This is a genomic window from Kitasatospora sp. NPDC028961 (genome assembly GCF_055564815.1).
On the sequence record NZ_JBVHVO010000009.1, the window covers coordinates 63120 to 76958 of the forward strand.

Annotated in this window: 10 protein-coding genes; 9 read left to right on the forward strand and 1 reads right to left on the reverse strand. The window is 71.9% G+C overall.

Annotated features, from left to right (window positions below; genetic code table 11):
* Nucleotide 1: 1 nt before the first annotated feature.
* Nucleotides 2–1495: a type I glutamate--ammonia ligase gene (locus tag ACZ4UX_RS18485; RefSeq protein WP_465707419.1), complete on the reverse strand. Its 1494-nt coding sequence runs from the start codon at nt 1493–1495 to the stop codon at nt 2–4.
* 547 nt (nt 1496–2042) lie between these two features.
* On the opposite strand from ACZ4UX_RS18485, the gene ACZ4UX_RS18490 reads away from it, so the two are divergent.
* The 9 genes from ACZ4UX_RS18490 to ACZ4UX_RS18530 all read left to right on the forward strand — a co-directional run bounded on the left by ACZ4UX_RS18490 (nt 2043) and on the right by ACZ4UX_RS18530 (nt 13713).
* Nucleotides 2043–3818, forward strand: coding sequence for a 3-hydroxyacyl-CoA dehydrogenase family protein (locus ACZ4UX_RS18490; protein ID WP_465707420.1), 1776 nt, complete (start codon nt 2043–2045; stop codon nt 3816–3818).
* A 233-nt stretch (nt 3819–4051) separates the two neighbouring features.
* Complete coding sequence (locus ACZ4UX_RS18495; RefSeq protein ID WP_329490096.1) at nt 4052–4960, forward strand: TetR family transcriptional regulator; 909 nt, start codon at nt 4052–4054, stop codon at nt 4958–4960.
* Nucleotides 4961–5349: 389 nt separating this feature from the next.
* A complete protein-coding gene (gene ccrA, locus ACZ4UX_RS18500) occupies nt 5350–6687 on the forward strand; it encodes a crotonyl-CoA carboxylase/reductase (protein ID WP_380391177.1) in 1338 nt (445 codons plus the stop codon).
* Nucleotides 6687–8726 (forward strand): protein meaA, encoded by a 2040-nt coding sequence (locus ACZ4UX_RS18505; RefSeq protein ID WP_465707421.1) that lies wholly within the window; start codon nt 6687–6689, stop codon nt 8724–8726. Before ccrA ends, ACZ4UX_RS18505 begins: the two co-directional genes overlap by 1 nt.
* Nucleotides 8727–8751: 25 nt before the next feature.
* Nucleotides 8752–9729, forward strand: a complete 978-nt coding sequence (locus ACZ4UX_RS18510; RefSeq protein ID WP_329490093.1) for an HpcH/HpaI aldolase/citrate lyase family protein — start codon at nt 8752–8754, stop codon at nt 9727–9729.
* Between the two features lie 29 nt (nt 9730–9758).
* The gene (locus ACZ4UX_RS18515; RefSeq protein ID WP_465707422.1) at nt 9759–10262 is read left to right on the forward strand and encodes a MaoC family dehydratase; all 504 of its coding nucleotides are present in this window, start codon (nt 9759–9761) and stop codon (nt 10260–10262) included.
* Nucleotides 10263–10447: 185 nt separating this feature from the next.
* Nucleotides 10448–11650: an acyl-CoA dehydrogenase family protein gene (locus ACZ4UX_RS18520; protein WP_329490091.1), complete on the forward strand. Its 1203-nt coding sequence runs from the start codon at nt 10448–10450 to the stop codon at nt 11648–11650.
* Between the two features lie 505 nt (nt 11651–12155).
* On the forward strand, nt 12156–12848 hold the full coding sequence (locus tag ACZ4UX_RS18525; RefSeq protein ID WP_465707423.1) for a phosphatidylserine decarboxylase: 693 nt from the start codon (nt 12156–12158) through the stop codon (nt 12846–12848).
* Complete coding sequence (locus tag ACZ4UX_RS18530) at nt 12835–13713, forward strand: CDP-alcohol phosphatidyltransferase family protein (protein WP_380391186.1); 879 nt, start codon at nt 12835–12837, stop codon at nt 13711–13713. Before ACZ4UX_RS18525 ends, ACZ4UX_RS18530 begins: the two co-directional genes overlap by 14 nt.
* Nucleotides 13714–13839: the final 126 nt, after the last annotated feature.

The following is a 13839-nucleotide window of genomic DNA, read 5'->3' on the forward strand; positions in this document are numbered from 1 at the left end:
GTCAGTACCGCCAGCGGGTGGCCGCGACCAGCTGCTCCGGGGTGGCCGAGGCGTGGCGCTCGCTCTCGCCGCGGCGGACGGCCAGCACCGCCTCGTACAACGGCTCGCCGAGCGCCTCGCGGAGCACCGCCGACTGCTGGTAGGCCGCGAGCGCGTCACCCGGGCCCGCCGGGAGCCGGGGCACCGTGCCGGGCGCGGCCTCGGCCGGGTCGCCGGTGAACTCGGGCGGGAGCGCGAGCCGTTGCGCCAGCCCGGCGAGACCGGTGGCGAGCACCCCGCCGATCGCCAGGTACGGGTTGGCGGTGGCGTCGAAGCACTTGATCTCGGCGTTGGCCGCGGTGGCGCGCTCCCCGGTGGAGCCCGTCACCAGCCGCAGCGCCGCCTCCCGGTTCTCCAGGCCCCAGCACTGGTAGGCGCCGGCCCAGTGCGAGGGCACCAGCCGCAGGTACCCGGCCGGGCTGGAGGAGCCGAGCACCAACAGCTCGGGCAGCGCGCCGAGCACTCCGGCGAGGAAGCCCTCCGCCTCGGCCGTCAGCCCGTGCGGGCCGGCTCCGCCGCGGGCGAGGTTCCGGCCGTCCCGCCAGAGGCTGAGGTGGAGGTGGCCGCCGTTGCCGACCGAACCGGCCTCGACCACCGGGGCGAAGGAGGCGCGCAGGCCGTGCCGGGCGGAGACGGCGCGGACGGTCTGGCGGACCAGGACGGAGGTGTCGGCGGCCTCGACCGGCCCCTCCGGGGCGACCGACACCTCGAACTGGCCCGGCGCGTACTCGGGGTGGATCTGCAGGACGGCGAGGCCCTGCGCGCCGAGGGCGTGCAGCACCTCGCGCAGGTAGTCGGAGAGGTCGGTCAGGCGCTGCATGCCGTAGGCCGGGCCGTCGGTCGGGTAGCGGGGCTCCTCCTGCGCCGGCCCGGCGAGCGCGACCACCCACTCGACCTCGATACCGGCCTTGACGGTGATCCCGCGCTCGGCGGCGGCGGCCGTCATCCGGCGGGCGAACAGCCGCTGGCAGCCCGGGTGCGGGGCGCCGGACTGGGTGTACCGCTCGCCCGGGGCCCAGGCCCAGCCGGGCTGGGCGGCCAGCGGGACCACCCGGTCGAGGTCCGGGTAGAGCCGGAGGTCCCCGGTGGGCCCGCCGATCGACCGGCTGGTGACGATCGAGTCGTCGGCCAGGAAGACGTCGAAGCAGGGCGCCGTGCCGACCCCCCACTCGGCGGCGTGCACCAGCCCGTCCAGCGGGACGGCCTTGACCCGGGCGATGCCCGCGTTGTCCACCCAGGTGACGGCGACCGCCTCGACCCCCGCCGGGCGCAGCCGCTCGACGGCCGCCTGCGCCCGCTCGCCGCGCTCGGCCCGCGGCGGCAGGGCGACGGCGGCCGCCGGGCCCGCGGACGGGTCGGGCGCGGCGGCGGGCCCGGACGCGGCGGCGGGAGCCGCGCCCCGGTTGGGCTCGGACGGGTCGGCGAGGCCGGCGGAGGAGACGGCTCCGGTGCTCATGCGGCCATGCTGTCGTGCCCGCCGACCAGGGGGAATTCCCCTATCGGGTGGTTCCGGCGGAGGCCTGTCCACCCGTTCACTCCTGCGGGTCGCACCCCGGGCCGCCGCGGACCCCGGGACCCGGCCGCCCCGGGCGCGGGCCGGCGGCGGCCCGGGGCGGCCGGGAATCCGGTGGCGCCCGCCCCCTTCCTACTGGCGAGTAGCTTCGCTACAGTGTCCGCACGCACCACCGTCGGGCTTCGGGAGCCGCACCGACGGGGTCGCCGGCCGGCGCGTGATCGCGCGGAACGGTCCGGCGGCGGGCGGTGCGTCTTCACCGGTCGTAGCCGCGGGTCGCGGCGGGCCGGATTCTCGCCTCGTATCAGAGCCGCTTCCTTCACCCCGAGCGCCTGAGTACCACGGCACACCCGCAGCACGGCCGGAGCGGACCGGCGGCTGCGCCGGTGGGCCGCAACCGTCATCTCCCCATGCCCCCGCGCGCGGACCCTCCTCCGGCGGCGCGTCCGCCGGAGCGCGCGCGGGCCCTTATGACAAGGAGTCAGGACAGATGGAGCGTCCCTTCCCCACGGTCGCCGTGGTCGGCCTCGGCACGATGGGTGCCGGTGTCGCGGTGGCGGTCGCGCAGAGCGGCCGCCGAGTGATCGGCATCGAGGCCACCGAGGACTCCGCCGCCCGGGCCCTGGCCCGGATCGAGGAGGCCACCGCGCACGCCGTCGCCCGCGAGCGGATCACCGCCGAGGACCGGGCCGCGCTGCTCGCGCGGATCTCGGTCGGCCACGCGCTCGCCGCCGCCGCCGCGGCGGACCTGGTGATCGAGGAGGTCCCCGAGCAGCTGGAGCTGAAGCGGGAGCTCTTCGCCGAGCTGGACCGGATCTGCCCGCCCGCGACGGTGCTGGCCACCGGCACCACCGCGCTGTCGGTGACCCGGATCGCCGCCGCCACCGCGCGCCCGGAGCGCGTGCTGGGCCTGCACTTCTTCAACCCGGTGCACACCATGAAGCTGGTCGAGGTGGTCCGCACCGTGCTGACCGCCCCGCAGGTCGCCGAGGACGCCGCGACGTTCGCCCGCGACCTCGGCAAGGAGCCGGTGGCGGCGGGCGACCGCGCCGGCTTCGTGGTGAACGGGCTGCTCTTCGCGTACCTGAACCAGGCCGCCGCGATGTTCGAGTCCAAGTACGCCACCCGCGAGGACATCGACGCCGCGATGCGGCTCGGCTGCGGACTGCCGATGGGACCGCTGGCGCTGCTCGACCTGATCGGCGTGGACACCGCGCGGACCGTCCTGGAGGCCATGTACGAGCAGTCCCGGGACCGGCTGCACGCACCCGCGCCGATCCTCGGCCAGCTGGTCTCCGCCGGGCTGCTGGGCCGCAAGTCCGGCCGGGGCTTCTACACCTACGAGGCGCCCGGCTCGTCCAAGGTGGTCGGCGCCGCGACCGGGGCCACCGCGGCGAAGGCGCCCGGCCGGGAGGTGCGCCGGGTCGGCGTCTGCGGCTCCGGCACGATGGCCACCGGCATCGTCGAGGTGTTCGCCAAGGCCGGGTACCCGGTGCTGCTGGCCGCCCGCAGCCAGGAGAAGGCCGAGCGGGCCAAGGCGCAGCTGGCCAGGTCGTTGGAGCGCTCGGTGGCCAAGGGCCGGCTCTCCGAGGAGCAGCGCGACGCGGCGCTGGCCCTGGTGACGCCGGTCGGGCAGTACACCGAGCTGGCCGACGTCGACCTGGTGGTCGAGGCGGTGGCCGAGGACCTCGCGGTCAAGCGCGAGCTGTTCGCCACCCTGGACAAGATCGTCAAGCCGGGCGCGGTGCTCGCCACCACCACCTCCTCGCTGCCGGTGATCAGCTGCGCGGCGGCCACCTCTCGGCCGCAGGACGTGATCGGCCTGCACTTCTTCAACCCGGCGCCGGCCATGAAGCTGGTCGAGGTGGTCTCCACCGTACTGACCGCGCCGGACGTCACCGCGACGGCGCTGGAGATCTGCGCCAAGGTGCGCAAGCACCCGGTGGAGTGCGGCGACCGGGCCGGGTTCATCGTGAACGCGCTGCTCTTCCCGTACCTGAACGACGCCGTGCGGATGCTGCAGGAGCACTACGCGACGGTGGACGACATCGACACCGCGATGAAGCTCGGCTGCGGCTACCCGATGGGCCCGTTCGAGCTGCTGGACGTGGTCGGCCTGGACGTCTCGCTGACCATCGAGCAGGTGCTGCACCAGGAGTTCCGCGAGCCGGGCCTGGCGGCGGCGCCGCTGCTGGAGCACCTGGTGGCGGCCGGCTGCCTGGGCCGCAAGACCGGCCGCGGGTTCCGCGACCACGCGCGCCGGTGACCACGCCGTCGGTCGGGGGCGCCGCGCCGCTGGGCGCGGGCCCCACCGGGACGGGACCGGCCGGCCCGGCACCGCTCCTGCCGGGGCAGCCCGGGTACGGGCCGCCGCGCACCGGCTGGAGCCCCGGGGCGGTGTCGGCGCGCTGGCCGAGACCGGCCGTGACCGGACCGGTCGCCCCGGTACGACGGGGAAGGCCCGCGGCGCCGGTGCCGGGGGCGTGTAGCGTTCCGGGCATGGATCGGGTTCAGTCAGCCTCCCCGCAGCACTCCGCCGGACCGCGCGGCGCCGACCGGCCGTCCGGGGCCGGCGCCGAGGGGAATCCCGGCAACCGCCGGGCGGCCGCGCAGCGCCAGCAGATGCGTCAGGACCTGGCCACGGCGGCGATGGAGCTCTTCGCCTCGCAGGGCTACGAGGAGACCACGGTCGACCAGATCGCCGCGGCCGCCGGCGTGGCCCGGCGGACCTTCTTCCGGTACTTCCGGTCCAAGGAGGAGGCGATCTTCCCGGACCACGACGACACCCTCGTCCGGGTGGCCGACCTGCTGGCCAGCGCCGAGTCCGACGAGCACCCGCTGGACGTGGTCTGCCGCGGCATCAAGGAGGTGCTGCGGATGTACGCCTCCACCCCGGCGGTCTCGGTCGCCCGGTACCAGCTGATCCGTCAGGTGCCGGCGCTGCGCGAGCGGGAGATCGCCGTGGTGGCCCGGTACGAGCGGCTGTTCACCCGCTACCTGCTGGGCCGGTTCGACACCGGGGGCGAGATCCCCTCGGGCTGGCAGCGGGCCGGCGAGGACGACTCGATGCTGGCCGAGGTGTCGGCGGCGGCGGTCGTCGCGGCCCACAACCACGTGCTGCGGCGCTGGCTGAGGGCCGGTGGCCGGGGCGACGTGGAGGCGCAGCTGGACCACTCCTTCGAGGTGATCCGGCGGACCTTCTGGGCCTCCGCGGCGCCGGGGGTGAGACGGCGGGGGTCCCTGGTGGCACCCGGTGCCAGTGTGACCCCCCTGGAGGAGGCGGCCGCGAGCGCACTGAGTGCCAGCCCCGGAGGTGAGGTACTCATCACAGTGGCCCGGACCGACGCTCCGCTGGACGTCGTGGTGGACAGCATCAGGGCCGCGCTGAGCAGTGCCAGGCACGCCTGAGCAGTAGCGTTTCCGCAGGTCAGAGCAGTTCGAAGGGCCCGTACCGACGATCCGGTGCGGGCCCTTCGCGCACCCGCCGGCGGGCGCTCGAACGCGGATTTGATTCACCTGAATTGATGACACCCGGTGTCTTTACGAGTGGCACAGGGTGCCACTACCTTGTTACCCACCAGTCGCGGCGCCGCGGCTCCCCACCACGGCGCGCCGTCGTCCGGCGCTCCCACACCCCGGGAGCTGTGCCCAGCAAGGTCCACCGCAGATCCACCGCACGGTCCCAGCCAGGCCACCCGCCAGACCACCCAACCACCCATCTCAGCGAAGCCGGTGTCCGCTCCCGGCTCCCCCAGACGCCCTGTGCCCCTCACACAGGTACGCCTTCGGAGGCAGCCATGAAGGAAATCCTCGACGCGATCCTCAACTCCGACAGCACCGCGGCGGACTTCGCCGCGCTCAAGCTGCCGGAGTCCTACCGGGCGGTCACGCTCCACAAGGACGAGGAGCAGATGTTCGCCGGCCTCGACAGCCGCGACAAGGACCCCCGCAAGTCCCTCCACCTCGACGAGGTCGCCCTGCCCGAGCTGGGCCCGGGCGAGGCCCTGGTCGCCGTCATGGCCAGCGCCGTGAACTACAACACCGTGTGGAGCTCGATCTACGAGCCGGTCTCCACCTTCGGCTTCCTGGAGCGCTACGGCCGGCTCTCCCCGCTGACCAAGCGCCACGACCTGCCGTACCACGTGCTCGGGTCCGACCTCGCGGGCGTGGTGCTGCGCACCGGCGCCGGGGTCAACGCCTGGAAGCCGGGCGACGAGGTCGTCGCGCACTGCCTCTCGGTCGAGCTGGAGTCCCCGGACGGCCACAACGACACGATGATGGACCCGGAGCAGCGGATCTGGGGCTTCGAGACCAACTTCGGCGGTCTGGCCCAGCTGGCGCTGGTGAAGACCAACCAGCTGCTGCCGAAGCCGAAGCACCTGACCTGGGAGGAGGCCGCCTCCCCCGGCCTGGTCAACTCCACCGCCTACCGCCAGCTGGTCTCGCGCAACGGCGCGGGCATGAAGCAGGGCGACAACGTGCTGATCTGGGGCGCCAGCGGCGGCCTCGGCTCGTACGCCACCCAGTACGCGCTGGCCGGCGGCGCCACCCCGATCTGCGTGGTCTCCAACGACCAGAAGGCCGAGATCTGCCGGGCGATGGGCGCCGAGGCGATCATCGACCGCTCCGCCGAGGGGTACAAGTTCTGGAAGGACGAGAACAACCAGGACCCGCGCGAGTGGAAGCGGCTCGGCGCGAAGATCCGCGAGTTCACCGGCGGCGAGGACGTGGACATCGTCTTCGAGCACCCGGGCCGCGAGACCTTCGGCGCCTCGGTCTACGTCACCCGCAAGGGCGGCACCATCGTCACCTGTGCCTCCACCTCGGGCTTCATGCACCAGTACGACAACCGCTACCTGTGGATGTCGCTCAAGCGCATCGTCGGCTCGCACTTCGCCAACTACCGCGAGGCGTTCGAGGCCAACCGCCTGATCGCCAAGGGCAAGATCCACCCGACGCTCTCGAAGGTCTACTCGCTGGAGGACACCGGCCAGGCCGCCCTCGACGTGCACCACAACAAGCACCAGGGCAAGGTCGGCGTGCTCTGCCTGGCGCCGGAGGAGGGCCTGGGCGTGCGGGACGCGGAGTTCCGGGCGAAGCACATCGACGCCATCAACCGCTTCCGGAACGTCTGATGGCCGGACGCGACCGCCCCTGGCTGATGCGCACCTACGCGGGGCACTCGACCGCGCGCGACTCCAACGCGCTCTACCGCAAGAACCTCGCCAAGGGGCAGACCGGCCTGTCGGTGGCCTTCGACCTGCCGACCCAGACCGGCTACGACTCGGACCACGTCCTCGCCCGCGGCGAGGTCGGCCGGGTCGGCGTCCCGGTGGGCCACGTCGGGGACATGCGGGCCCTGTTCGAGGGCATCCCGCTCGAACAGACCAACACCTCGATGACGATCAACGCCACCGCGATGTGGCTGCTGGCGCTCTACCAGGTGGTCGCGGAGGAGCAGGGCGCCGACATCGCCAAGCTCACCGGCACCACCCAGAACGACATCGTCAAGGAGTACCTCTCGCGCGGGACGCACGTCTTCCCGCCCGGGCCCTCGGTGCGGCTGATCACCGACATGATCGCCTACACCGTCGGCAACATCCCGAAGTGGAACCCGATCAACATCTGCAGCTACCACCTGCAGGAGGCCGGCGCCACCCCGGTCCAGGAGATCGCCTACGCGATGTGCACCGCGATCTCGGTGCTGGACGCGGTGCGCGACTCCGGCCAGGTGCCGGCCGAGCGGATGGGCGAGGTGGTCGCCCGGATCTCCTTCTTCGTCAACGCCGGCGTGCGCTTCGTCGAGGAGATGTGCAAGATGCGCGCCTTCGCCCAGCTCTGGGAGAAGGTCACGCTGGAGCGCTACGGCATCCAGGACGCCAAGCAGCGCCGCTTCCGCTACGGCGTCCAGGTCAACTCGCTGGGCCTGACCGAAGCGCAGCCGGAGAACAACGTCCAGCGGATCGTGCTGGAGATGCTCGCCGTCACGCTCTCCAAGGACGCCCGGGCCCGGGCCGTCCAGCTGCCCGCCTGGAACGAGGCGCTCGGCCTGCCCCGCCCGTGGGACCAGCAGTGGTCGCTGCGGATCCAGCAGGTGCTCGCCTACGAGTCCGACCTGCTGGAGTACGGGGACCTCTTCAACGGCTCCGAGGTGATCGAGACCAAGACCGCCGAGCTGCTGGCCGGCGCCGAGGCCGAGATCGCCAAGGTGCTGGAGATGGGCGTCAAGGCGGGCAACCGGGGCATCATCCCGGCCGTCGAGTCCGGCTACCTGAAGTCCAACCTGGTCGCCTCGCACGCCGCCCGGCGGGCCCGGATCGAGTCCGGCGAGGACAAGATCATCGGGGTCAACTGCTTCGACACCACCGAGGAGAGCCCGCTCACGGCCGACCTCGACACCGCGATCATGGTGGTCGACCCGGCCTCCGAGCAGTCCGTGCTGGCCGCACTGGAGGAGTGGCGCGGCAAGCGCGACGAGACCGCCGCCCAGCAGGCGCTGGAGGAGCTCAAGGCCGTCGCCGGCACCGACGTCAACCTGATGGAGGCGACGCTCGCCTGCGCCCGCGCCGGGGTCACCACCGGCGAGTGGGCCTTCGCCCTGCGCGAGGTCTTCGGCGAGTACCGCGCGCCCACCGGCGTCGGCGGCGCCCCGGTCGCGGTGGCCGCCGAGCCCGGCGGCGAGCTGGCCGCGGTCCGCGAGGCGGTCGCCGCCACCGCCGCCGAGCTCGGCGTCGGCAAGCTGCGCCTGCTGGTCGGCAAGCCCGGCCTGGACGGACACTCCAACGGCGCCGAGCAGATAGCCGTCCGGGCCCGTGACGCCGGGTTCGAGGTGGTCTACCAGGGCATCCGGCTGACGCCCGAGCAGATCGTCTCGGCCGCCGTCGCGGAGGACGTGCACTGCGTGGGCCTGTCGATCCTCTCGGGGGCGCACTCCGAGCTGGTGCCCGACGTCCTGCACCGGCTCCGCCGGGCCGGGGTGGAGGATGTCCCGGTGATCGTGGGTGGCATCATCCCGGCAGCGGACGGCGAGGCCCTCAAGGCCGCCGGCGTCGCCGCCGTGTTCACCCCGAAGGACTTCGGCATCACCACCATCATCGGCCGGATCGTGGACGAGATCCGGCTGGCCAACAGGCTCCAGCCGTGGACGCCCACCACCGCCGCGTCCACCAGCTGATCGTGGAAGGAACTGACCACCCCTCATGAGCAACGCCAGCGACACCCCCGTCAACCGGCTCCGCCCCCGCCGCTCCTGCCTCGCCGTACCGGGCAGCAACCCGCGCTTCCTGGAGAAGGCCCAGGGCCTCCCGGCCGACCAGGTCTTCCTCGACCTGGAGGACGCCTGCGCCCCGCTGGTCAAGGAGAGCGCCCGGCACAACATCGTCGACGCGCTGAACAACGGTGACTGGGGCAAGAAGACCAAGGTCGTCCGCGTCAACGACTGGACCACCCACTGGACGTACCGCGACGTGATCACGGTCGTCGAGGGCGCCGGCCCCAACCTCGACTGCATCATGCTGCCGAAGGTCCAGGACGCCGAGCAGGTCCGGGCGCTCGACCTGCTGCTCACCCAGATCGAGAAGACCATGGGCTTCGAGGTCGGCAAGATCGGCATCGAGGCGCAGATCGAGAACGCCAAGGGCCTGATCAACGTCGACGCGATCGCCGAGTCCTCCCCGCGCCTGGAGACGATCATCTTCGGCCCGGCCGACTTCATGGCCTCGATCAACATGAAGTCCCTGGTGGTCGGCGAGCAGCCGGCGGGCTACCCGGCCGACGCCTACCACTACATCCTGATGCGCATCCTGATGGCCGCCCGCGCCAACGACCTGCAGGCCATCGACGGCCCCTACCTGCAGATCCGCAACCAGGAGGGCTACCGCGAGGTGGCCGGCCGCGCCGCCGCGCTCGGCTTCGACGGCAAGTGGGTGCTCCACCCGGACCAGGTCTCCGCCGCGAACGAGATCTTCTCGCCCTCGCAGGAGGACTACGACCACGCCGAGCTGATCCTCGACGCCTACGACTGGTGCACCTCCGAGGCGGGCGGTGCCAAGGGCTCCGCGATGCTCGGCGACGAGATGATCGACGAGGCCAGCCGCAAGATGGCCCTGGTCATCGCGGGCAAGGGCCGCGCCGCCGGGTTCGAGCGCACCTCCAAGTTCGAGCCCCCGCAGGCCTGACCCCTCCTGACCTCCTAAGGACCATTGAGATGCAGTTCGGACGTACCTACGAGGAGTTCGAGGTCGGCGCTGTCTACAAGCACTGGCCCGGCAAGACGGTCACCGAGTACGACGACCACCTCTTCTGTCTGCTCACCATGAACCACCACCCGCTCCACATGGACACCCACTACGCGGAGCGGACGACCGACTTCGGCAAGAACGTCGTGGTCGGCAACTACATCTACTCGCTGCTGCTCGGAATGTCCGTCCCGGACGTCTCCGGCAAGGCGATCGCCAATCTGGAGATCGAGTCGCTGCGCCACATCGCGCCGACCTTCCACGGCGACACCCTGTACGGCGAGACCACCGTGCTCGACAAGTGGCCGTCCAAGTCCAAGGACGACCGCGGCATCGTGTACGTCGAGACCAAGGGCTACAAGCAGGACGGCACGGTCGTCTGCATCTTCCGCCGCAAGGTGATGGTGCCGACCGCGACGTACATCAAGGAGCGCGGCGGCGAGCAGCCCGGCCGCCCGACTCCGCTGTCCTAGCCCGTCCAGAGCCGTACCACCCAGGAGCCCCGGACGGGTAGGCCGCCGTCATCGGCCGATCCCCACCCCGGTACCGGGGGCCCTGCTGCCGCAGCCACGCCGGCAGGGCCCCTGGGAAATCCCCCCCCCCCCCGCTGTTCTGCCCTCCCCCCACCCTCTCCCTCTTTCGCCACAGGAGCCGCACGATGGGACGCCTCGCACAGACCGACGGCCTCACCGAGATCCAGCGGGACATCCTCGCCACCGTGCGGGATTTCGTCGACAAGGAGATCATTCCGGTCGCGACCGAGCTGGAGCACAAGGACGAGTACCCCACCGCCATCGTGGAGGGGATGAAGCAGCTCGGCCTCTTCGGCCTCACCATTCCCGAGGAGTACGGCGGCCTCGGCGAATCGCTCCTCACCTACGCCCTGGTGGTGGAGGAGATCGCACGCGGCTGGATGTCCGTCTCCGGCATCGTGAACACCCACTTCATCGTGGCCCACATGATCAACGCGCACGGCACCCAGGAGCAGAAGGACTACTTCCTGCCGAAGATGGCCGCCGGCGAGATCCGCGGCGCCTTCTCGATGTCCGAGCCGGGCCTCGGCTCCGACGTCTCCGCGATCTCCACCAAGGGCGTCAGGGACGGGGACTCCTACGTCCTCAACGGCCAGAAGATGTGGCTCACCAACGGCGGCACGTCCACCCTGGTCGCGGTGCTCTGCAAGACCGACGAGGGCGGCAGCTCCCCGTACAAGAACATGACCACCTTCCTGATCGAGAAGACGGCGGGCTTCGGCCCGAACCCGACCGTCCCCGGGCTCACCGTGCCCGGCAAGATCGAGAAGATGGGCTACAAGGGCGTCGACACCACCGAGCTGATCCTCCAGGACGTCCGCGTCCCGGCCGACCGCGTCCTCGGCGGTGCCCCGGGCAAGGGCTTCTACCAGATGATGGACGGCGTCGAGGTCGGCCGCGTCAACGTGGCCGCGCGCGGCTGCGGCGTCGCCCGCCGCGCCTTCGAGCTGGGCATCTCCTACGCCCAGCAGCGCTCCACCTTCGGCAAGAAGATCGCTGAGCACCAGGCGATCCAGTTCAAGCTCGCCGAGATGGCCACCAAGGTCGAGGCCGCCCACCAGATGATGGTGATGGCCGCCCGCAAGAAGGACAGCGGCGAGCGCAACGACCTCGAGGCCGGCATGGCCAAGTACCTCGCCTCCGAGTACTGCAAGGAGGTCGTCGAGGACGCCTTCCGCATCCACGGCGGCTACGGCTTCTCCAAGGAGTACGAGATCGAGCGCCTCTACCGCGAGGCTCCGATGCTGCTCATCGGTGAAGGTACTGCGGAGATCCAGAAGATGATCGTCGGACGTCGTCTGCTGGAGGAGTACCGCATCGCGGAGTGAGGACGACCAGCACGAAGACTCGCCCGGGCGGCGCGGTGACGCTCCGCCCGGCGGGCTGACGGCCCGGTGACGGCCGGTCGACGGGCGTGCGGGCCCGTCCCGGCACCCCGCCGTGCCACCACGACCCCGGCCTGGTCCGCCTGGGGTCCGGCACGGCTCCCGAAGCGGCCGTAGGGCGTACAGCTGCTGTCACGCGCCTTGCGGCCGCTTCGGCACACCCCGCGCGCGCCCCTGCGCCGCCCGCCCGGGGTTCCCCGGGCATGCCTGTTGAGACAAGAGTCACCAGCCCTGCCCGGACCCTTGGGAACCGGAGCGGGTCGAGCTACGGTCGTATACACAGAAGGCGCAGCTGCGCCGCACGCAGGACACATGACCGAGCAGGCGGGTTGCCCACCCACCGTGTGGTCCCGATAGCATCCACCGGGACAGACGCCGTCCCTTTATTACTCGATCCCCGCGGTGGCCCCCGTCCAGCGGCCATGATCCCCCGCGACAAAGGTCTTCGATGCCCATCAGCCCGTCCCCTCACACCTCCGTCACGGACAGCGATGCCCTCGCCGCCACGACGGCCGGTCGGCGACCCCGCGTGACCATCGCGCGCGGAGCCACCCCCTGGTTCGTCCCCACCCTCGCCACGGCAGCCGTGACCACCGCCCTCACCCGGCGCAATGGCGCGTGGGCCCTGGCGGCGGTGCCCGCCTGTGCGCTCAGCGCCGGCATGCTGTGGTTCTTCCGCGACCCCGAGCGTGAGATCGGCACGGGCAGAGTGATCTCCCCCGCCGACGGCGTGGTGCAGAGCATCGACGCCTGGCCGGACGGCCGCACCCGGGTGGCGATCTTCATGAGCCCGCTCAACGTCCACGTCAACCGGGCGCCCCTGCCCGGCACCGTGACCTCCGTCGAGCACGTCACGGGTGGTTTCGTGCCCGCGTTCAACAAGGACAGCGACCAGAACGAGCGGGTCGTCTGGCACTTCGACACCGAGCTCGGCGACATCGAGATGGTGCAGATCGCGGGGGCCGTGGCCCGCCGCATCGTGCCGTACGTCGACGCCGGTACCAAGGTCGAGCAGGGCGATCGGATCGGTCTGATCCGCTTCGGGTCCCGGGTCGACACCTACCTGCCGGCCGGCGTCGAGGTCGGCGTCGAGGTCGGCCAGAAGACCACAGCCGGGGTGACGCGCCTTGACCGTGACTGAACCTGAGACGATCGTCGGCCTGGACGACGAGGAGACGGCCCTGCGCCGCCGCCGTTGGGCGCGCGACCGCGAGCTGCGCGCCCCGCGCTCTCCCCAGCACCTGTCCACCGCCGACTTCCTGACCCTGGGGAACGCCGTCTGCGGCTTCCTGGCGATCTACTCGATCACCACCGGGGTCCTCGTCCCGCACATCACCAACCCGGACGCCGCGCCGGACAAGCACAGCGCCGCCACCGCGGTGACGCTGCTGCTGATCGGCTCGATGTGCGACCTCTTCGACGGACTGGTGGCGCGCAAGCTGCGCTCCTCCGCCCTCGGGGCCGAACTCGACAACCTGGCCGACCTGATCAGCTTCGGCATCGCGCCGGCCTACTTCGTCGCGGTCTGGGGCATGGTCTCGCCGGGCTCCGACAGCCGTCTCTCGGCGCTGATCGCGCTGACGGTGCTGCTGTCCGTGGTGCTGCGGCTGGCACGGTTCTCCGCCGTGAAGATGCGACCCGGGGTGTTCCAGGGCATGCCCTGCCCGATGGGCGCCATGACGGTGATCGCCATCGTGCTGCTCGACCCGCCGTTCCTGCCCGGTCTGCTCGCCATCGCCGGTACCGCGTACCTGATGATGAGCCGGATCGAGTACCCGAAGCCGCAGGGGCTGCTGGCCACCGCGACGCTCTGCTGGATCGTGCTCTCGATCGGCTGCCTGGCGGCCTGGGCGACCGGCCTGAAGGGCGGCGACTACCTGCTGCACATCGGCGCCTACGGCCAGATCGCGCTCGCCGCGATGGCCCCGCTGCTGGTGATCCGGCGCAAGGTCGGCCAGAAGGTCGGGGACGTCCGGGCGCGCCGGGCGGAGTCCCGGCTCGGCTGACCCCGAGGGACGTACGACGAAGGGCCCGGATCCGCTCGACGGATCCGGGCCCTTTCGCATGCCCTGCGGCCCTTGCCGGGCCGGTGGTGACGGCCGTGCGGGCGGTGTGCGGCCCCGTGGAGGCCG